Here is a 19,539-nt window from a genome sequence, read left to right as displayed (position 1 = left end):
TCCTCATCCATATATCAACGTGAGGGATGTATTATGGACTTCAGGGGACAGATATCAGCCGAGTTTCTTTTGATCGTTTCATTCATAGTGGTAATTGTACTTGTTTTCTCATCAATCGCAGGCCCCCAGTCACAGGAAAACAGCATCGCAACCGCTGCCAGGGAGGGCGCGACCGGCGCCATATCTGAGATGTCCTATACGAATGTATCGATGAAACCCATGAGGGTCACCGGCATAAAGATCACCGGCGGGAGCAACAGGGTGATAAGCATCTCCTTTGAAAGGCCGGTTCCCCCTGAGTACCGTGCCCTGGTCATCAACAGGACTGTGGAGTCACTCCTCACCGTCAGCGGTGTGAAACCGGTTAACAGCACCACCGTCAGACTTGGGGACAGGACATACACGGTCCAGATATAGGCGATATCCCTGATATTTGATTTTTCAGTGCAACATTAAGGTTCCGCATAGAATCTGAAAAATTAAGGGTTATTAATCAGCGGAGGCCTTCCACTCCTATTATCCTCACCGGCCTGTTACCCCTCATGCTCATGACCGAGCCCTCAACTGCAAGCTTCACAGTATCATGGACATCAACATGGAAGCCATTATTCTCAACTATGTAAACATCGGGTTTGACGTTGCTCCTTATATCATAGTCAACACGTACATAGGAGGTGTTCTCACCCACCTCTATAACCTCACCGAAGGTGTAGTCACGCACATACCTCACCCTGAATATCAGGAAGACCGCTGCAACCGCGATCACCGCGAAGAGGAGCGTTGTGAGGGCAGGGAAGAATACGAATGGAAACGCCATTGTCAGGGCCGAGTTGCCTGAGACAAGGATTATAACCACACCCACAGCCACGTACATGAGGAAGAAGTCCCTGTAGGCCTCAAAGTCCCCGGGGTACATTACCCTTATCTGTCTGTAGAGTATGTAAAGGAGGAGAGCTAGGAGCAGAAGGGCAGCCGGAAGGAACACAAGGATGGATATGAAGTTGAAGACATAGACTATGGATATTATGATGAAGAGTGAGGCTGCAATCTGGAGTTTGAGGACAGCATTCTCCTTCTCTGCCGGGTCAAATTGCGGGGTCCTGATTATTATGGGTGCATCGTCCTCAGGTATCCTGATGTCATGGTTCCGTGCCTCCTCAAGGATCTCCCTGACCTCCTCATCACGCTGCACCGGTATTCGCTCCCCTATCGTCCTTGTTTTGTCATGAATTTTATCCCGTATTTCATCCACCTCGACCCTGGAGAGTCCCTCCCGCAGACCTGAGGCAGCCCTCCTCATCCTCCCGGGGAGCCTTACCAGTTCAAATATGACGGTTCCCATGATGTTAAATAGAGCTATCACTGCACTGCCGAGTCTTGAGAAGAAATCCATTCAATCACCTACTTCCTTGTCACATTCGTTACAACAACGTTGTTTGAATCCAGTGGCCAGTATATCACAGCTGTGTACCATCCCCTCTGCACCTCCACGGACTGTGATGTCACGTTGTACTGTGTCGGTGCAGTTATATTTGATACCGTGCCGTTGGTGTAGGTGACTGTGAATATGACGCTGTTATTGCCGGTGATGAGGACTCCATCAACCGGTATGTAGAAGCTCACCGTCCTCTTTGCACCCGGCCCGTTGGCGTATACTATGTCAGCCGCATTTGCAATGGTCTGAACAGCCACCTTGGCATCTGATGCCCTTGAAACATCAGTGCTTGCCTCAATTGAACTTCCTATGAGGGGTATCGTTACTCCTCCAAGGATGAGGAGGACCACGAGTATCAGCAGAAGGTACTCCAGGGAGACCTGTCCCCTGCTATCCATATAGATCACCTTTAAACATCTCTGTATTAGATTCTGTAGGGCTACACTTATATATTTGGTGAAGATCCGGGGAGATCATGGCAGTGCCCACCCCGTTACCATTATCTGGCTCACCAGACCGGTAACCCTCACCAACTGAACTAGAATATGATGTCAAATAACCTGAAGAGTATCATTGCAAGGTCCCCTATGAGGAGTGAAACCAGAAGCCCTATGAAGATTGCAGGGGCAAAGGGCATGCCGCGTCTTATCCGGAACTCATCCTTTATCCTGCCCCTGGATACAAGGTCCCTGAGGGTCTCAATCTCCTCCTCCCGGAGACCGGCCGCCATGGCAGATACCACAGGTTCACCCCTGTAGGTCAGTGCGGATACATCACCGGTCCTCGCAGCTGTCCGGAACCTGTCCAGGAGTGAACTGTCATCGAAGTAGTATTCATCACCCTTCCTGTAGAGGGTGCTTGCAAGTATCATGCCCTCCTTCAGTTCATCCACCCCCATGGTGTCCTGGAGGGCCTCCCTCGTGATGGATGTGAGGAGCTTCCTTATGAGCTGTATAACCGTTATGGAGACCCAGAGAATTACAACTCCACTCACGGTCAGCTCAAAGTTCGTGTAGAGCGAGTAGACTATGATCACCGATACTATAACCGCCTTAACCCTTGGCGGTAGGCGTGATATGACCATGGTGAGGAGGTAGACAAGGATCAGGGAAAGTACTATGATCTGGAAGGGGAGGAAGTCTGTTATGATGAATGTCAGGGTAACGGCGGATGTTATAACCAGGGCCAAGACCATGCTGGTCCTGTACTGACGCAGGGGCTCCATGAACTCATCCATGAGGTGCCTCCGGGATGTGTAGATGATGAAGAACACATAGACCAGGAGGAAGGGGAGGAGCGCCAGTATACTGTTTATTATGACCGTGAGTGGAAAGGGGTAGGATGCTGTGACAGGGAAGGCTGTTCCTAGGAAGCTGTAGCTTACCAGTGACGGCTGGAATGGTAGCAGGGAGGTTACCGCTGTGAAGAGCTTCACATCACCACCTGCCCAGGCCCCCATCCTCCAGAGGATGTATCCCAGGGCGAATATCCCGGCTGTGAAGATGGCTGTGTAAATGAATATCCAGGGATCCGATTCCATGAGGGCCCTCGCACCATTCAGGAGAAGACCGAGCCCGATAACAGGAAATGTCAGACGGTTGGGTATTATACCCCTTTTTATATCACTGTATGAAGCATAGAAACAGGCCAGAAGTGCTATGAATACCGAGAGTAACTCTATGACCATTAATATCACTCCTTGAAGCTTAGAGATGGATATTACAGAAAATCATGATTTATTAATTAATTCTCAGTGATCTCTATTTAAGTTTTTGTGGTTGATTTCTCCGGGTGCAGCACCGGCAATCCCCGTATCAGAGGGGACACACTCCGGGCTGCAGACTGACAGATAAATCCATGATACAGGGACACCGAAATATGCAGCATTTAACCAAAAATCTATGCTCACAGAACACTGCAGCACTGATATGAGTAAAGGCAATAAAGCATATTAACCCGGGACCAGAGATCTATGGTAAAGGGAAGGTAAGGATGTGATTATCTGTCCTTCAGTATCAGGGAATGGATTGCTGGCGCAGACAGGAGGGCTGTTTTACTGATGCTCATAATATTCGCTTCAGGTTTCGCCCTGAGAGCAGGCACGGTGACTGTGGCTGGAATATACAGCGAGGCCCACTCCCAGCCCCTCATGTATGATATGGACTCCTACTACAACCTCAGGCTCGCCAGCAACCTCTTAAATGAGGGTGAACTCTCAGAGGGCGGGTGGGACAGGTACTCCTATTACCCTCCCGGGGTCCCCCTCGATTACCCCCCTCTGCTCCCCCACCTCACCGTCACCCTTTACCTGCTATTCACCTGGTTACTTCCAGGTCTCACCGACACCGCATTCTGGCTTCCAGCCATCATTGCACCCCTCGCAGGGGTCGCTGTCTTTGCAGTTGCAAGGTCCCTTGACTGTGATGACGTATCAGCCACCACAGCAGGCCTCCTTGCCACTGCAGCCCCCTTCTACTTCATGAGGACCGTCCCTGGTTTCTATGACACCGACATGTTCAACCTCGTCCTCCCCCTTGCCATCCTCTTAACACTCCACCTTTCTCTCAGGGATGGTGACTGGAGGATGGCCGTACTCTCGGGGGCCCTCATGGCTGTCTTCGCCGCAGCCTGGAATGGGTGGCAGCTCATCTACTCGATTATGACCCTGTCGGTGATAGTCCACTCGCTCCTGTATCGTAGAAGAGAACCCCTCATATTCCTCATCACCTCCACGCTTCTCATTGTGCTGATGGATCCGCGGGCCATTCCATCCATCCCGGTGGGGCTGATGAAGATACCCCTTGCCAGAGCAGATCCATTCCCTGACCCCTATGCAAACATAACAGAGCTCCAGCGGCCAGGTTTTGATGACGTGCTGATGGCCCTTGGACCCGGCCTCCTCCTGGCGGGTCTGGCTGGTTTCAGGCCTCTCTTCCGTGACTGGAGGGATAGCATGGTGCTCCCGGTAATCATCCTCTGGACCCTCACAGGTGCCGCCTCACTACTCTGGGGTATAAGGTTCTCTGAGCTCCTCACTGCACCCCTTCTCATAACCTCCGCGCTATTCCTTGCAGATCTGGGGACCGCCTCCAGGGTATCCCCCGGTTTCAGGAGGAAGCTTCAGGTTGCAGTCGCCATCATGGTGGTCCTTCCATCCATCATCATCTGTACGGGTCAGTACAGCGCCCTCCACCCCCGGGTGGATGACAGCCTTCTGGATGCTGCAGACTACATAAGAGCCAAAACCCCGCCTGATACTGTGGTGATCTCTAACTGGGTCCACGGACACTTCTTTGCATTCATGGCCAACAGGCCGGTGAACTTCGATGGCAGACTGGCCTACATTGAAACTGCGGCGAAGAGGGGGCCTGGATACCCCCTTGACCCCCGTATCCCTGGAGTTTACAGGGAGTACTGGCAGGACCGGGCCCTTGCAACGACGGACCCCCACCTGGCAGATGAGATACTATCCATGCTGGCATCCTCAGGTGATGAAGCCTACCTTGAGGTACTGAACGCCACCGGGGACCCGGCTGGCTCTGCAGTCATTCTGGGGGATGTGCTGGCTGTTGATGGGTCCTCAAGGGCAGAGTACCTGCAGGATAGGGGACTTGACCCTGTTGCTTCAGGGAGAGTTGCCTCAACCCTCAGCAGGAGATCCGGCTACGTCCTTGTGACCTGTGACCGGCTCATTGATAAGGGGTACTGGATACTCTATTATGGTAACTGGAACTTCACAGGAAAAACCAGGAAGCCGGTGTACTCCACAGGGAGTATAGTTCAGGGCTGGCCCCTGAGAACCAGTGACGGTCTGCTCTGGGATGGTGAGAGGATCTCATTCAATGGTTTGAGGGTCTCAGAACTGTACCTCGTGGATGCTGGTGTCAGGAAGGTGGAGGGCGACCCCCAGGGGGGTCTCGTTGCATTTGTACTCTATGACAGGAACCGGACCGTGGTCCTGGAGCGTGGATATGAGGATTCCATGTTCGCCAGGCTGGTGCTCCTTGGTGATGGTGGAGGCGTCTTCAGGGTAGCCATGAGGAGCAGGGATGTCACGGTATGGGAGCCCATCAGGGATTGGAATACTGGATAAAAAGGAGTTGGGCTGTTTTTCCTGCTAAAGATGTAGCGGTAGATAAAAAAGATTTTGCCGCTTTATTAACGGCTTTTTTCAAGGGCGGCCCTGAGGAAGGATACAAAGAGTGGATGGGCCCTGTTTGGTCTTGACCTGAACTCTGGGTGGAACTGGCATCCGAGGAACCATGGGTGATCCTCTATCTCAACCATCTCCACGAGGAAGTCGTCCGGAGATGTTCCTGAGATTATAAGACCCTTACTCTCCAGTTCCTCCCTGAACTCGTTGTTGAGTTCAAACCTGTGCCTGTGCCTCTCACCCACGAGTTCGGTGCCGTAGGCCTCATGTGCCAGTGTACCCTCCCTTATCCTGCACTGGTAGGAGCCAAGGCGCATGGTACCCCCCATGTTCTTTATCCTCTTCTGCTCCTCCATCATGTCTATGACAGGGTAGGGGGTTTCCGGGTCGAACTCTGTACTGTTGGCACCCTCCATGCCGTTGAGCCTTGCGAATTCTATGACCATGCACTGCATGCCCAGGCATATGCCGAAGATGGGAACCCTGTTTTCAAGGGCGAACCTGACCGCCTCAAGTTTTCCTGCGATTCCCCTCTCACCAAATCCACCAGGGATGAGTATGGAGTCGAGACGTGAAAGGTCCTCCTCATTTACTGCATCATCGGCACTTATCCACTCAATATCAACCCTTATCCGTAGGTGTGCCGCTGCATGTTTGAGGGCTTCCCTTATACTTATGTATGAGTCCTCAAGCTCCACGTACTTGCCGACTATTCCAACGGTAACCACGGGCTCATCTATCATGAGTGACTCAACTATCCCTGCCCATTCACTGAGGTCTGCTTCGCCATCAACATCCAGTTCTATCCGGCGGACTATGTAGTCCCCCACCCTCTCACTGTCAAGTACCAGGGGGACCTCATAGATTGATGATGCGTCGGGGGCATTCACAACAGCCTCCTCCTCAACGTCACAGAAGTGGGCTATCTTCCTCTTGAGTGAGGAGTCTATGGGCATCTCACTCCGGCAGATGATCATATCAGGGTTTATACCAGTACTCCTGAGCTCCTTTGTACTATGCTGTGTCGGTTTGGTCTTAAATTCCCCTGCAGCCCTCAGATATGGGACGTAGGTCACATGGACGAACATGACGTTCTCATGACCCTCCTCGTTCCTCAGCTGCCTGAGGGCCTCCAAGAAGGGCTGACCCTCTATGTCACCCACCGTACCCCCGACCTCCACCAGTACCACCTCAGCACCGCTTTTATCAGCGATTTTCCTTATCATTGACTTGATCTCGTCGGTTATGTGTGGTATTATCTGTACACAGGAGCCCAGGTAATCCCCTGACCGCTCCTTATTTATGACGGACATGTAGACCTTCCCGGTTGTTATGTTGGCCTCACCAGGGAGATCAGAGTCCAGGAACCTCTCATAGTGGCCCAGGTCAAGGTCTGTCTCCATTCCATCATCGGTTACAAAGACCTCACCGTGCTGGTAGGGGTTGAGGGTCCCTGAGTCCCAGTTCAGGTAGGGGTCTATCTTTATGGCTGTCACAGATAATCCATATGATCTGAGTATCCTGCCTATTGATGCTGCTGTTATTCCCTTTCCAATAGAGCTTACAACTCCTCCCGTTACAACGATGTACTTGGCCAGATGAACCAACTCCTCAGATTAGTTTGATGGGTCAATATATGTGATTAGGATGTTAAAAACTCATTGCCTTAACCGGGCAGCCGGGTCCATCATGATTTCCATGAGCCTGTGGGCCTCCCATGTGCCCAGGGACCCCTCCCTGACTGTGAACTCGTCATAGGATTTCACCTGATCAGCATCCACTCCGTCACCTGCAAGGATGCATGGTACGGGGTCGGGTACATGGGTCCTGATCTCAATGGGTGTGGGGTGATCCGGGAGGACCGCTATCCTGTGCTCATGGTCTGAGAGCGCATCAAGTAACCTTCCGAGGACGAAGCGGTCTATATTCTCTATGGCCCTTATCTTCTCTTCAGCGTCACCGGCATGCCCTGCCTCATCGGGTGCCTCAACATGGACGTAGAGGAAGTCGTATTCCTCGAGGGCCCCGGCAGCGTATCTGCCCTTGGCCCTGTAGTCTGTGTCCAGGTAACCTGTGGCGCCCGGGACATGGATGTTTTCAAGACCCGCATATACGCCCAGGCCCTTTATCAGGTCCACCGCAGTTATTGTGGCACCTCTAATACCGTACCTTTCACTGAAGGGCTCCATCGATGGTCTTAAACCCTGTCCCCAGAGCCAGATCATGGTGGCCGGTCTCTTACCCATGGATTCCCTTTTGAGGTTCACCTCATGGGATCTGAGGACGCCTGCTGATTCCAGCATTAGCTCCCTTATATGGTCTGCCTCCTCTGAGCCTGAGGGGAGGTGTGCGGCCACAGACTCTCCCACTATGTCGTGGGGTGGCTCAACCCTCACCGAGGTGTAGCCCCTCCCCTCTATAACAAAGAGGTTTCTGTAGCTCACACCGGCATAGAACCTCCCGCTGGTTTCAAGTTCATGATTGAGGGCATCTATGAGCCTTGACGCCTCGGCTGTTTCTATGTGCCCGGCGTTGAAGTCCACGATCATCTCATCAGCGTTTATGAGGTTGCATCTGAATGCCACATCATCATCGCCCAGCTCAACACCTATGCTTGCAGCCTCAAGGGGGCCCCTCCCGGTGTAGTACCTGCGGGGGTCGTAGCCCATTATACTGAGGTTTGCAACATCTGAACCCGCCTCCATCCCCTCCGGGACTGTCCTTAGAAGACCGCACGCACCCATCCCTGCAAGCTGGTCCATGTTGGGCTTATCTGCCACCTGCAGTGGTGTTTTACCGTCGAGTTCATCAAGGGGGTAATCCGCCATTCCATCTCCAACAAGAATAACATGTTTCATGGTTATCACTGAAAAGAACCGTAAAGGCGTTTAACGCCCTCCAGACTTCCTCCATATGGTGATGGTGTCTGTGAGCATGGCCGAGGCCGTCTCAAGGGATCCTGCGCCACGTCCAACAGCTGTCACCTCACCTGCAAGGTCTGTCCTGAGGGTGGCCATGTTCAGTGTCCCGTCCACGGCGTAGGGTGACCCCATTCTCACCAGCCTGGGTCCGACCTCCAGCCTGTCCCCTGAGATCTCTGCAATGAGTTTTATGAGGTACCCCTCCTGGGCTGCCAGTTCAATGGCCCCCTGGGTTATACCGGTGATCCCCTCGACCCTGACATCCCTGAGGGTGCATGGCCTTCCGAGGATTGAATTGGCGATTATCACAGCCTTGCAGGCCGCATCAGTACCTTCAACGTCCTGGGCAGGATTTGTCTCTGCAATGCCCAGCTCCTGGGCCTCAATGAGGGCCTGCCTGTAGGATGATCCCTCAGAGGCCATCCTGGAGAGTATGAAGTTGGTGGTACCGTTCAGGATACCTATCACAGATTCTATGGTGCATGATGCGAGGGTCTCCCTTGCAAGGTTTATTATGGGCATGGCACCCCCCACAGATGCCTCGAACATGAACTCAACACCTGCCTCAGAGGCCGCCTCCATGAGTTCAGAGTAGAAAAGGGCCAGGTGCCCCTTGTTTGATGTTACAACGTGCTTCCCGTCACCCATGGCCTTCAGGACCAGTGACCTGCCGGGTTCGCCGTCCTCTATATTTGTTGGTGTTGCCTCCACCATGCAGTCATATTCGGCCTCATCAAGGAGTTCATCTCCGGTCATCCCCTCGTATCCTGAGGGATGTGACCCCAGGCCGGCCCGCTTCTTGTGCTCGAGTATCCCCCTGATGTCAAGGCCATCCGGGTCGTGGAGGGCTCCTGATGAATCCGCGACTCCTGTGAACCTTATGTCGAGGCCATACCTTTCCCTCAGATACTCGCCCTTCATCTGAACGGCCCTGAGGAATCCCTGACCAACAGCTCCCAGTCCAACAAGACATATCCTCATAACCCTCACCTAGACCTCGCTTACAAGCAGGAGGTTCCTCTCCATGGCGGCTTCATTGATCCTCCTCAGGACCTCATCCCTGCTGCCGTGTTCTGCTTCAACGGTTATCCTGGCTGCTGATCTACCCTCTGACATTCTGAGGGAGAGGTCCAGTACACTGGCTCCCTGGACGCTGTTCACGGCCTCCACCGTCTCCTGAAGGTCGCCCTCTGCAATGTCACCTATGAGTATGGTGGTGAATTTCTCCCTCAGGGGGGCGCCGTCCATCTCAATGATGTTAACACCCTGCTCCTGGAGCCTGCCTATGGCTGCGTCAAGTGTTTCCCTGTCACCCTCCACCGTGAGCTGCACGGGCACCACCGGGCCGTATTCACGGTCTCTCTCATGTATAACCGTCACTATATTCACGCCGGTACTTCCCAGGGGTTCAAGCACTGACACCAGCTGCCCCGGGGCGTCTCTGAGTTCAATAACCAGGTTTAACCGCATCTGAAACACCTACTGGGTCCATTCACCCCTCTCAACGACTATGTTACCGTCATCATCGACCGGGGCGTTTCTGAGGATCTTCCCGGGTTCTGTTTTTTCTTCCTCATCCTCCCTGGTCCTGTTAAGATTATCCACTATGTAGTATGTTTCCTCGAGTTCAGGGACCTCCTCAAGGGCCCTTGAGAATTCCTCAAGGATCTTCTCAGCCTCTTTCTCTATCTTCATATCAGACTCCTCTCAACTTGATGGATAAAATGTGAAACACATAAAGTCTATGGTGCTGCAGGGATATAAGGCTTAGTCTATCGTGCTACAATGATATAAACCTTGCCACAGAGACCGGTCACAGAGAGAAAAAACATGGCCTCAGATTCAGCAGAGGGAACATGGATCCTGTGTGACAGGATGACCACTGCAGACCTGGGTTAAAACACCTTCAGCTCATGATGGGATCATTCAGGGGGGTTCCATCAGCCTCCTCAGGAAGGCCTCATGGTCAAAGCCCGGGAGAACCTTTCTCCGCAGGACCTTATCTATTCCTGAACCGTACTGCGCCGCCTTCTTGGGCCTCATCGCAATGTACTCGGGGACCCCCATCTCAATGGCCGCCTCCCTGAGTATGCGTTTCCTCAGCTCATCCTCAGGGCCCCGTATCTTGAGGTCTGCTGGTATTGTCAGTGCCACCCCTATCAGTTGAAGGTCGAGGAAGGGGACCCTCAGCTCCACCGAGTTTGCCATTGTGACCACGTCATCCCTTTCAAGGTTAACATGGTGGATGTTTTCAAGGTCATGCCGGAGGGCGTCCTCGAGTCTTCCCTCAGCCAGGAGGCGCCTGTACCTGTGGTATCCTGCGAAAAGTTCGTCTGCACCCTGACCAGAGAACATGACCCTGTATCCGTCTGCAGAGGCAGCCTCAGATGCCAGGTAGAGGGGCATTGCAACGCCGATCTTCATGAGATTGTACTCCTCTATCGCCCCCAGGACATGGGGAAGGGCCTCCCTGATGGTATCCTCTGTAACCTCCAGGACCTCAAGTTCCATTCCAAGGTCTGCCGCAGCCCTGGATGCGAACTGAGGGTCGCTGGAACCAGGGAGCCCCACGGTGTAGAGCCTCACATCGATGTGTTCATCAAGGAGGACCGCCAGCAGTGTGCTGTCAACGCCGCCCGAGAATACCAGGGCAGCCTCATCCAAACCTCTAACTCTCCTCTCCACCGATTCCCTCAGAGCTGATTTGAGATTCTCCCTCAGCTCTTCTGGTTCTGCATCTGAGGGTTCCGCCCTGGGGAGTCCCCTCAGCTTCACCTTCACACCGTTTATCATGGCATGGCCAGGTGGCAGGGTCTCCACATCCCTCAGACCTATCCTCCAGAGGGCCTTCCTTTCGGATGCGAAGGCCTCCCCTGAATGGTAGAGGGGTTTGACACCAACAGGGTCCCTGACGACTGCAAGGTTCTCGCCGTCTGTGTAGGCGAAGGCGTAGTCACCGTCTATCTTGTTAACCGTGAAACGCAGCGCATCCTCCAGGTCCCCGCCGTGGCCCTCTATGAGGTCCAGGATGAGTTCAGAGTCGCTGCCGGTCCAGTTAAGTTCCTCCTGATTGTATATCTCGCCGTTAAATACCAGTACGCCGTCCCCTGATACTGGCTGAGGACCTCCCACGATTGAGAGGAGGTTATGGCCCACTGCAATCTCAGCTGATTGCGGGGCCTCCTTTACATCCTCCCCCGTCGCTGTCCTTATCACTATCCTGCTGTCATGGTAGATCCCTGTGGCATCAGGGCCCCGGTGTCTGAGGACATCTAACATCTCCTGTACCTTTACCGGGGCGTCATCACCCCTGAACCCTGCAATGGCGCACATCGCGGTCACTTCTGTGAGCTCAGGCCACCTTTTCACCGGCCTCTGGCCCCGGTTTTACTGAGTATATCTCCTCCACGGTCATGAGTATGGCTGATTTTGGTTCAAGTTCTGTCATTACGTTCTGTGCCCACTCAACGACCATGTCAAAGTATTTTCCGGATTTAAATATTTCAACTGTTCCCTTGAACTGGTAGGGGCATTCCCTTGCGTTCTGTGGTATCAGTGCTATTCTGGGGTTTTCGTGGAGGTTCCTTATGGTTTTTTTCATGTAGTTGTCTGCGATGAGGATGGTCCTCTCATCCAGGGGTCTGGCGAAGCCTATTGGAACAACATTGGGGGTTCCTTCCTCATCTGCAGTTGCAACAAAAACCAGCTCCTTTTCAATTGCATCCATCATCTCGGGTGTCATCATATTATATCACCGTTTATCTATTACCGGGGAGGGGTAATAAATTTAACCCGGAATCCAGGGGGGTGATCCCTGCATGAACCTGAGGAGAAAGACAGCGAATTCAAACCCTCTGCATACAGATATGCGCCTGTAAAAACCTGGGCCGGGATCCTGTCGAAAACTGGCCTTCAATCCATGATTCTGTGATGAGGCCCCTGTGGGTTCTGGAGGTCTTTATATCCCCTGAGAACCCTTAAATTTGTGTTCAGAGGGCTGTGGTTCCTTGATGGATACTCTGAATTATTCATGTAACTCCACCATGGTCTGGCCCCACCCCGGCCCATCCTTAAATCCCCTTAAAGAGACCTTTATATTTAAAATGGGATTCGATGGAAATCCTATCGCCATTTAAAATTTTTTGTGTGTCCAGAAAGTGGATCTGGGATCTTAGATTGTCTATCAGTCCAGTAGGGGCATTGATCAAGCATATCCATTTATCTCAAAAATAAAAAGCTCTCTGACGGTCTATTTTAATTTAAAAAGCTCATATATGTCTTTTTTTGGGCTGAAAAATCGCAATATTTATATATGATTTGAGATTCAAGTTTTTAATGTCACAGTGACCCTACCGGGCACTGTGGATTGGAGGCGGTAAAATTTCGGTTGGCATGAGATATGTGTGCATGCTACTTGCATGCATACTACTCATTAATACAGCAGGTTATGCAGTGGCAGCTGATAACACAGCATCCGTGGCTGGATGCATGGTGGAGGAACAGTGTTCAGAGTACAATCAATGTGAACTCATGAATGAAAGTGAAACAGGATCTGTAGATACAGGGAAACAGAGCAGCCCCGGTGATCCCGGGAAGAATGAATCCCCCTCTACCCCAGAGGCAGATGAAACGGTCACAGAATCGGGAGGTCTGCTGGAGGTTAATGGCACCAGCGGTTCACCCGGTTCAGTGGCTGTGAACCCGGAGAACTCCACCGGCACAGTGAGGGCTGCAGGTGACAGTGCAGGCATAACGTCTGTGACCATCAGGGAATCTGCAGCAGAACTTGTAAAATACATTGAAACCTACGGTAAACTGCCGGCGACGGTTTCAGTGGGTGGTCAGAAGCTGGGTACCGCCCAGTTCCTTGACCTCATGCTGAAGGACCTTCTGAAACTTGCAGGGTCCACAGTCTCACTGACGCTGCGCACAGTTGGCAACGCACCGAACCCTTCAGGTTCAGCCACAGGACAGCTCTCAAAGTCAGCTTATCTCAAACTGGCATCCAGTGTACTTAAATTCATAAACAGCAACAGAAGAGCACCCAATTACGTGAGTTCGACCATAGGGAAGATATCCAGTGACAACCTTGTCTACGCGGTTGCAAGGATCCTCAAATTCCAGAAGGACAACAGCAGACTACCAAACTACGTCACCATCAAAAAGATCAGTGCATCAACAGCACCCACAGCATCACTCAGGAACACGTCTGTGACCATCAGGGAATCTGCAGCAGAACTTGTAAAATACATTGAAACCTACGGTAAACTGCCGGCGACGGTTTCAGTGGGTGGTCAGAAGCTGGGTACCGCCCAGTTCCTTGACCTCATGCTGAAGGACCTTCTGAAACTTGCAGGGTCCACAGTCTCACTGACGCTGCGCACAGTTGGCAACGCACCGAACCCTTCAGGTTCAGCCACAGGACAGCTCTCAAAGTCAGCTTATCTCAAACTGGCATCCAGTGTACTTAAATTCATAAACAGCAACAGAAGAGCACCCAATTACGTGAGTTCGACCATAGGGAAGATATCCAGTGACAACCTTGTCTACGCGGTTGCAAGGATCCTCAAATTCCAGAAGGACAACAGCAGACTACCAAACTACGTCACCATCAAAAAGATCAGTGCATCAACAGCACCCACAGCATCACTCAGGAACAGAGCCGAGAACGATCCCTTCACCGGTGAGAGCACCTCCCAGTACCTTGCTGCAACAGCAAACTGTCAGGTTAATGATCCGGCAATTAAATCACTGGCAGCAAACCTGACTGCAGGATTAACCGGTGCATGGGATAAGGCGACAGCGATATTCAACTGGGTGCGTGACAGGATAAGCTACAGTTTCTACTACAACACAAGGTACGGTGCCACGGGTACACTCAAATACAGGACAGGTAACTGTGTGGATCACTCGCACCTCCTGGTGGCCCTCTTCAGGACCGCTGGTCTTGCCGCCAGGTACGTGCATGGAACCTGCACCTTCACATCAGGTAACACCTACGGCCATGTGTGGGCACAGGTGCTTGTGGGTGACACATGGTACGCTGCAGATGCCACGAGCTCAAAAAATAGCCTCGGTGCTGTGAACAGCTGGAACACTGCAACAGCAAAGATCAAGGGAATATACGCCAGCCTTCCCTTTTAATGGTGGTCCAGCACCACCATTTTATTTTTTTTTAGGATTTAAAATTAATTTAAGGGGTTCTTACTGACACCGGAACCTCGCAAGGAGCAGACTGTTTGTTATAACACCGTTACTAGAACCTCGCAAGGAGCAGACTGTTTGTTATAACAAAAAGGGAAAGGCCCATATCACCCACTGCAACAGCAACCCATAGTGGTACGAGGCCAGCGACAGAGAGAACAGCCAGGGAAAGCTTCACTGCAACGGTTAACCCTGTGTTAACCCTGATGATATCCATGGTTCTCCTGCTGATGTCAATGAGCTCATCTATCCTTTCAAGGTCATCCTCCACCAGGGTTATATCTGCGGTTTCAATGGCCACGTCCGATCCCCTGACACCCATGGCTATACCCACATCCGCCGCTGCAAGTGCCGGTGCATCGTTAACACCATCCCCCACCATCACCGTGATCTTCCTGGAGCTCAGTTCACGTATTATCCTCATCTTATCCTCTGGCAGCAGGCCCCCACGGTATCTTTCAGCACCGATCTCAGCAGCCACCGCCGCTGCAGAGTCCTCAGTGTCACCGGTGAGCATCAGAGTACCGATACCCCGCTCCCTGAGCCTCCCTGTGATCCTCCCTGCGGATTTCCTGATGCTGTCCCTGAGTCTTATGACGCCTATAACACCCTCCGGTCCTGTTAGCTGAACCTCCGTACCTCTATCTGGATTCCCACCTCCAGTTTCCGGGCTTCCAAGGGTGTACCTCACACCCTCTATGTAACCTGAGACACCCCTCCCCGGGATGGACCTGAAGTCTGTCACGTCCACTGTTCTGCCACTGTATGAGTTCACTATGGCCTCTGCGATGGGGTGTCCGGATTTCCTCTCAAGGGATGCTGCTATTCTGAGTATCTCATCCCTCCTCTCCTCCGGTTCAACAGCAATCACCTCTGGTCTTCCCTCGGTGAGGGTCCCTGTCTTATCGAATATGATGCATCCGGTGGAGGCCATCTTCTCCAGGAACTCTGAACCTTTGATGAGGATTCCCCTCCCGGCCGCAGCTGTCATTCCCGAGACCATGGCGACCGGTGTTGATATGAGGAGTGCGCATGGGCATGAGATGACCAGCAGCACCAGGGCCCTGTATATCCATGTGAGGGGGTCGCCTCCGGTGAGTACCGGTATGAGTGCTGTGAGGGCTGCAAGACCAGTTACCGTGGGTGTGTAGATTGATGCGAAGCGTTCAATGAATCTCTCCCTCCTGGACCTCCTGAGAGCAGATCTCCTGACCGTTTCAATGACACCTGCGAGTACGGTCGCCTCGGAGGTCCTTGTGACCTTAACCTCCAGGTACCCGTCAAGGTTCTGTGTACCTGCAAATACCTGGTCACCCTCCCCCACGGTAACAGGGAGGGACTCACCTGTTATGCTGGACTGGTCAACCTGTGAGGTCCCCGATTTAACGGTTCCATCGAGGGGTACCGTCTCCCCTGGTTTTATCCCTATTGTGCTTCCTTCCTCAACATCCTCGACCCCCATGATCCTCTCCCCTCCATCAAGGACCCTCGCGGTTCTGGGCCTGAGTTTTATGAGGGATTCCACGGATCTGTGTGATCTTCTGTGGGCATACTCCTCGAGGTACTCTGCCATGTGGTAGAGGACGGTCACGAGGGCCGCTTCAGTGTAGTCACCCAGTGCGATGGCACCGATGACTGCGATGAGTATGAGCACGTGCACCGTGAAGTGGCCCCTGAGTACTGACCTGACTGCTGCCGGGAATATCCTGTATCCTGCAGCTACAACCGCTGCAATGAGGAGGGGAACTGATATCATGCTTCCCTGGAGGTCAAGGAGGATCCCTGCTGCAAGGAGTGCTGCCGATGCTGCCATAACCAGTATTTCATTACCATTCCCTGATGGGGAACATGAGCTGCATTCACATCCCATAGGATTCACCTGAACATATGAATACACATTCATGTGTGTTCATATCATATAAATGTTTCTTAATATTGTGCTGAGATATGACCCAGGTGAGACTCTGAACCCACAGACCAGTTTTTTCAGTGAGCAGGAAAACTGGTGAATCATGGACCTCCAGGTTATAAAGGGTGCCGGTTTCTGGCAGAAGGTAGAGTGAGAAGGAGATAATAAAAAGGTATGGCATCAGATGGCTAGGCCCCATCATGATATTGAATCATCATTACAGGGGAATACTGTGAGAAAAGGAAAGCAGCCATGGCCCCTGTTTCATGATTTTTTAAGGTATTCTGCGATGAACCTTGCAAAATTGTTTATATCATCCAGGTTGTTTTGCAGGTATCCATAGACCTTTTCAATATCTATTTCTGCGTACATATGAAGCAGTAGGTTCCTGAAACCTGCAGCTGGGGCGAATTTATCCACAAAATCCTCTGGTAAAACTCCTATTTCCCCGAGTATCTCTATTACCTCTCTGTAGGTTTCTGGTTTTTCTGGCCCTTTCCTGTGATATGATCATTTCTCCAATGTCCAGGCAGGATTCTATGGAAACCTCCAGGTATCTTTCAACAGCTCCCCTTAAAGTGACGTCATTTTTCAAATCTTCCAGGGTATGGGATTGATAACCCCTCAATATTTTCAGGTATTCCCCTAATCTCTCTAATTTTGATGAGATCTCATTTTTCATATTAATCCCTGCTGGGCTATCCCTTTGATGGCTATTCTCGCATGCCTGTCCATATAATACCTCCTATCCAGATACTCTGACATGATATTTTTCTCAAACTTTATCCTTTTTTCCTCATCATCTTTCAGGAGTATGCCGTCTTTTATGATATTATAATTTAAGGAGAGTGGCGCATCATTCATGATAATCAAATCAACCTTATCTGCTTTAAGCAGGGATACAAGATCATCAAGCAATTTCAGTTGAAACTGTAACATCCCCTGTTCTTCCAGGGGCTCCCGTAGTAGAACTCCAATGTCAAAATCACCCAGTTTCCCCTTATCCCCTCTGGAAGTGGAGCCGAAAAGATAGGCTAAATCCACTTCATCCTTCTCTTCAAAAAATTCCGCAAGTTTCTCTAGCACTTTAATCTCCATTGCCCCTGAAACACAAACTTTTTGATTATCAGACTCTAATACCTGCAGGAGAGTGGTTCCTCAAGAGTATTATGGTGAAAGAGGGTAATAAATCTTACAGGGTCATGGTGGTTAAGAAGGCTTCAAAATCCATTCAACCACCAGATCCGGGATTAAATAGAACTCAGCACCACAAGATGATCCTGAAGACGCGATTAGAGACTCGAGTTCATGGATCAATATGGGTACCAAGAATAAAGAGAGAGGAACTATTCCGCAAGGGCAGGCTAAAAGAATAGTGGAGGCACCTAAACAGACAGACAGAACATGGCCACTGGGTATCATAAGAGAAACATGATCTCCAAAAAGTTATAGGGGTGGGTGATTATTTCCTTGCCCTTGCAATCTTCCTTGCAATGACAAGTTCACCTATGGCTATCAGGCCCACAAAGAATTTTTCAAGGCCACCTGTTGCCCATATGGCCTCACCGAAGGTCGAATTCCGGATCCTCTCCTCATACTCCTTCGGTTTTATCCTCTTACCGGTGCGCCTCCTCGTTATTATGGCAGCTGCCTCCATGAGTTCATCCCAGCTCACACCCTTGAGCTCCCCGTTCATGGCCTCGAATATCTTGGAGACCTTGATCTCATAGAGCTGGGAGAGGGTCTCAACGATGTCGAATGACCTCACAACCCCCACAACCCTTCCACTGTCATCCAGGACCGGGATGCTCACCAGTTTGTGATGGGCTGTTTCCAGGACGGCGAGCCTGGCCGGGTCGTTTTCATTTACATGAACTATCCTCTCCGGTGGCTGCATGATGTCAGAGACGAGTTCAAGTCCATCCCGGAGTCCCCGCATCACGTCAAAGCTTGTAACCCATCCAACGAGCTTCCCATCCCCATCAACAACGGGTGTTGTGAACTTACGTGTCTCCTCCATCTTCAGTGAGACATCAACAACCCGATCCTCAGGGGAGACTGCTATAAACTCCTTATCCATAATCTCCTTAACTTTCATCTGCCAACCTCTCCAGTTTCAGTGCTGCCACAGGACACCTTGTGGAACAAACCTCACATAGAATGCATTTATCCTTATCAACCACAACCTCTCCATCCTCAATCCTTATGGCCCCGGTGGGACAGTTCTCCTCACAGACAAGGCACTCGACGCAGGCATCCTGGTCAACCAGGAGCCGACGGGTCTCAATCACAGGGCCCAGTTCCCTCTCAAGTTCCACCGCATCTGAGGGGCAGACGTTGACGCAGGCCCCGCAGCCAATGCAGATGGATTCATCGACCACCGCGATCTCCTTATCTAACTGAATTGCACCTGTGGGGCAGAACCTGGTGCAGGTCCCGCATGCAGTGCATCTATCTGTGACCTCTATGTTCTTCATCCGGAGCAGACGGTGGGGGATCCTGACGTATTCCAGGTTGTAGGTGACGTCCTCGTCACCGATGGTGGCGGTGCTCTCAACAACGTTTATGCACCTCACAGGGCAGGTCTGGGCGCATATCTCACATTTAACACAGTTATCAAGTATCCTTGCAGGTTTTGATGCTGATGATTCTGATATGGCGTCCACAGGGCACTCCTCAAAACAGAGATTGCACCTTACACACTTCGGTGTTATGTCTATGAATTTGTCCAGAACCCTGCAGCTTGCAAGTTCCACATCAACGTCCTCAGGTCTCTCCTCAAGGTCCATCGACTTTAGTGCAACATCCCTCCGGAGGTCCTCCAGTTTCTTCTTAAAGATGATATCCATGATACAACCCCTGCATCCTTTCAAGCTTCAAGAGTTAACACAACCCTTTATTACCTTTTAAACGTATT

19 protein-coding genes are annotated in these 19,539 nt (G+C 51.6%); 3 read left to right on the top strand and 16 right to left on the bottom strand.

Annotated elements, in window-relative coordinates; genetic code table 11:
- The first annotated feature begins 33 nt into the window (after positions 1-33).
- Positions 34-417 carry a hypothetical protein gene (locus tca_RS01910; protein ID WP_010876063.1) on the top strand — a complete coding sequence of 128 codons (384 nt, stop codon included), beginning with the start codon at positions 34-36 and terminating at the stop codon, positions 415-417.
- Positions 418-493: 76 nt separating this feature from the next.
- On the opposite strand, the gene tca_RS01905 is transcribed toward tca_RS01910, so the two are convergent.
- The 3 genes from tca_RS01905 to tca_RS01895 all read right to left on the bottom strand — a co-directional run bounded on the left by tca_RS01905 (position 494) and on the right by tca_RS01895 (position 3,122).
- Positions 494-1,393 carry a DUF2101 family protein gene (locus tca_RS01905; protein WP_048175287.1) on the bottom strand — a complete coding sequence of 300 codons (900 nt, stop codon included), beginning with the start codon at positions 1,391-1,393 and terminating at the stop codon, positions 494-496.
- Between the two features lie 8 nt (positions 1,394-1,401).
- Complete coding sequence (locus tag tca_RS01900; protein WP_048175286.1) at positions 1,402-1,833, bottom strand: class III signal peptide-containing protein; 432 nt, start codon at positions 1,831-1,833, stop codon at positions 1,402-1,404.
- A 140-nt stretch (positions 1,834-1,973) separates the two neighbouring features.
- On the bottom strand, positions 1,974-3,122 hold the full coding sequence (locus tca_RS01895) for an A24 family peptidase C-terminal domain-containing protein (RefSeq protein ID WP_048175285.1): 1,149 nt from the start codon (positions 3,120-3,122) through the stop codon (positions 1,974-1,976).
- A gap of 372 nt (positions 3,123-3,494) precedes the next feature.
- Here tca_RS01895 and tca_RS01890 point away from each other — a divergent pair, with 372 nt between their 5' ends.
- Complete coding sequence (locus tca_RS01890; protein WP_286709040.1) at positions 3,495-5,528, top strand: STT3 domain-containing protein; 2,034 nt, start codon at positions 3,495-3,497, stop codon at positions 5,526-5,528.
- 65 nt (positions 5,529-5,593) lie between these two features.
- On the opposite strand, the gene pyrG is transcribed toward tca_RS01890, so the two are convergent.
- The 7 genes from pyrG to tca_RS01855 all read right to left on the bottom strand — a co-directional run bounded on the left by pyrG (position 5,594) and on the right by tca_RS01855 (position 12,254).
- On the bottom strand, positions 5,594-7,195 hold the full coding sequence (pyrG, locus tag tca_RS01885; RefSeq protein ID WP_048175283.1) for a glutamine hydrolyzing CTP synthase: 1,602 nt from the start codon (positions 7,193-7,195) through the stop codon (positions 5,594-5,596).
- 51 nt (positions 7,196-7,246) lie between these two features.
- The gene (locus tag tca_RS01880; protein ID WP_048175282.1) at positions 7,247-8,446 is read right to left on the bottom strand and encodes a cofactor-independent phosphoglycerate mutase; all 1,200 of its coding nucleotides are present in this window, start codon (positions 8,444-8,446) and stop codon (positions 7,247-7,249) included.
- Positions 8,447-8,476: 30 nt separating this feature from the next.
- A complete protein-coding gene (locus tag tca_RS01875; RefSeq protein ID WP_048175281.1) occupies positions 8,477-9,499 on the bottom strand; it encodes a homoserine dehydrogenase in 1,023 nt (340 codons plus the stop codon).
- Positions 9,500-9,979, bottom strand: a complete 480-nt coding sequence (locus tca_RS01870) for an ACT domain-containing protein (protein WP_048175280.1) — start codon at positions 9,977-9,979, stop codon at positions 9,500-9,502.
- Between the two features lie 9 nt (positions 9,980-9,988).
- Positions 9,989-10,204, bottom strand: a complete 216-nt coding sequence (gatC, locus tag tca_RS01865; RefSeq protein WP_010876054.1) for an Asp-tRNA(Asn) amidotransferase subunit GatC — start codon at positions 10,202-10,204, stop codon at positions 9,989-9,991.
- A gap of 231 nt (positions 10,205-10,435) precedes the next feature.
- Positions 10,436-11,878 carry an asparagine synthase (glutamine-hydrolyzing) gene (asnB, locus tag tca_RS01860; RefSeq protein WP_269899563.1) on the bottom strand — a complete coding sequence of 481 codons (1,443 nt, stop codon included), beginning with the start codon at positions 11,876-11,878 and terminating at the stop codon, positions 10,436-10,438.
- Positions 11,862-12,254 carry a pyridoxamine 5'-phosphate oxidase family protein gene (locus tca_RS01855; RefSeq protein WP_010876052.1) on the bottom strand — a complete coding sequence of 131 codons (393 nt, stop codon included), beginning with the start codon at positions 12,252-12,254 and terminating at the stop codon, positions 11,862-11,864. The genes asnB and tca_RS01855 overlap by 17 nt, the downstream gene beginning before the upstream one ends.
- A 647-nt stretch (positions 12,255-12,901) precedes the next feature.
- Here tca_RS01855 and tca_RS01850 point away from each other — a divergent pair.
- Entirely contained in the window at positions 12,902-14,653 is a 1,752-nt protein-coding gene (locus tag tca_RS01850; protein WP_286709039.1) for a pseudomurein-binding repeat-containing protein, read from the top strand.
- Positions 14,654-14,765: 112 nt separating this feature from the next.
- On the opposite strand, the gene tca_RS01845 is transcribed toward tca_RS01850, so the two are convergent.
- The 6 genes from tca_RS01845 to tca_RS01820 form a co-directional block, all read right to left on the bottom strand.
- Positions 14,766-16,583: a cation-translocating P-type ATPase gene (locus tag tca_RS01845; RefSeq protein ID WP_286709038.1), complete on the bottom strand. Its 1,818-nt coding sequence runs from the start codon at positions 16,581-16,583 to the stop codon at positions 14,766-14,768.
- A 303-nt stretch (positions 16,584-16,886) separates the two neighbouring features.
- A complete protein-coding gene (locus tca_RS01840; protein ID WP_245942867.1) occupies positions 16,887-17,066 on the bottom strand; it encodes a DUF86 domain-containing protein in 180 nt (59 codons plus the stop codon).
- The gene (locus tca_RS01835) at positions 17,035-17,304 is read right to left on the bottom strand and encodes a DUF86 domain-containing protein (protein WP_245942839.1); all 270 of its coding nucleotides are present in this window, start codon (positions 17,302-17,304) and stop codon (positions 17,035-17,037) included. The genes tca_RS01840 and tca_RS01835 overlap by 32 nt, the downstream gene beginning before the upstream one ends.
- Entirely contained in the window at positions 17,301-17,720 is a 420-nt protein-coding gene (locus tag tca_RS01830; protein WP_010876047.1) for a nucleotidyltransferase domain-containing protein, read from the bottom strand. Before tca_RS01830 ends, tca_RS01835 begins: the two co-directional genes overlap by 4 nt.
- A 364-nt stretch (positions 17,721-18,084) precedes the next feature.
- Positions 18,085-18,720 (bottom strand): HPP family protein, encoded by a 636-nt coding sequence (locus tca_RS01825; protein WP_115892378.1) that lies wholly within the window; start codon positions 18,718-18,720, stop codon positions 18,085-18,087.
- Complete coding sequence (locus tca_RS01820; RefSeq protein WP_048060810.1) at positions 18,710-19,471, bottom strand: 4Fe-4S binding protein; 762 nt, start codon at positions 19,469-19,471, stop codon at positions 18,710-18,712. The genes tca_RS01825 and tca_RS01820 overlap by 11 nt, the downstream gene beginning before the upstream one ends.
- Between the last annotated feature and the right edge of the window lie 68 nt (positions 19,472-19,539).

The organism is Methanothermobacter sp. EMTCatA1, from assembly GCF_002356395.1.
GTDB classification, from domain to species: Archaea; Methanobacteriota; Methanobacteria; order Methanobacteriales; family Methanothermobacteraceae; genus Methanothermobacter; species Methanothermobacter thermautotrophicus.
The sequence above is the reverse complement of the archived record's forward strand: the minus strand, read 5'-3'. Positions and strand labels throughout refer to the sequence as shown.

Bases quoted from the DNA above. Each gene is read 5' to 3' on its own strand.
- gatC (WP_010876054.1), bottom strand. From the start codon at position 10,204: ATGAAGATAGAGAAAGAGGCTGAGAAGATCCTTGAGGAATTCTCAAGG.
- tca_RS01835 (WP_245942839.1), bottom strand. From the start codon at position 17,304: ATGAAAAATGAGATCTCATCAAAATTAGAGAGATTAGGGGAATACCTG.
- tca_RS01880 (WP_048175282.1), bottom strand. From the start codon at position 8,446: ATGAAACATGTTATTCTTGTTGGAGATGGAATGGCGGATTACCCCCTT.
- tca_RS01895 (WP_048175285.1), bottom strand. From the start codon at position 3,122: ATGGTCATAGAGTTACTCTCGGTATTCATAGCACTTCTGGCCTGTTTC.
- tca_RS01855 (WP_010876052.1), bottom strand. From the start codon at position 12,254: ATGATGACACCCGAGATGATGGATGCAATTGAAAAGGAGCTGGTTTTT.
- tca_RS01890 (WP_286709040.1), top strand. From the start codon at position 3,495: ATGCTCATAATATTCGCTTCAGGTTTCGCCCTGAGAGCAGGCACGGTG.
- tca_RS01900 (WP_048175286.1), bottom strand. From the start codon at position 1,833: ATGGATAGCAGGGGACAGGTCTCCCTGGAGTACCTTCTGCTGATACTC.
- tca_RS01830 (WP_010876047.1), bottom strand. From the start codon at position 17,720: ATGGAGATTAAAGTGCTAGAGAAACTTGCGGAATTTTTTGAAGAGAAG.
- tca_RS01850 (WP_286709039.1), top strand. From the start codon at position 12,902: ATGAGATATGTGTGCATGCTACTTGCATGCATACTACTCATTAATACA.
- tca_RS01825 (WP_115892378.1), bottom strand. From the start codon at position 18,720: ATGAAAGTTAAGGAGATTATGGATAAGGAGTTTATAGCAGTCTCCCCT.
- tca_RS01870 (WP_048175280.1), bottom strand. From the start codon at position 9,979: ATGCGGTTAAACCTGGTTATTGAACTCAGAGACGCCCCGGGGCAGCTG.
- tca_RS01905 (WP_048175287.1), bottom strand. From the start codon at position 1,393: ATGGATTTCTTCTCAAGACTCGGCAGTGCAGTGATAGCTCTATTTAAC.
- tca_RS01910 (WP_010876063.1), top strand. From the start codon at position 34: ATGGACTTCAGGGGACAGATATCAGCCGAGTTTCTTTTGATCGTTTCA.
- tca_RS01820 (WP_048060810.1), bottom strand. From the start codon at position 19,471: ATGGATATCATCTTTAAGAAGAAACTGGAGGACCTCCGGAGGGATGTT.
- tca_RS01845 (WP_286709038.1), bottom strand. From the start codon at position 16,583: ATGGGATGTGAATGCAGCTCATGTTCCCCATCAGGGAATGGTAATGAA.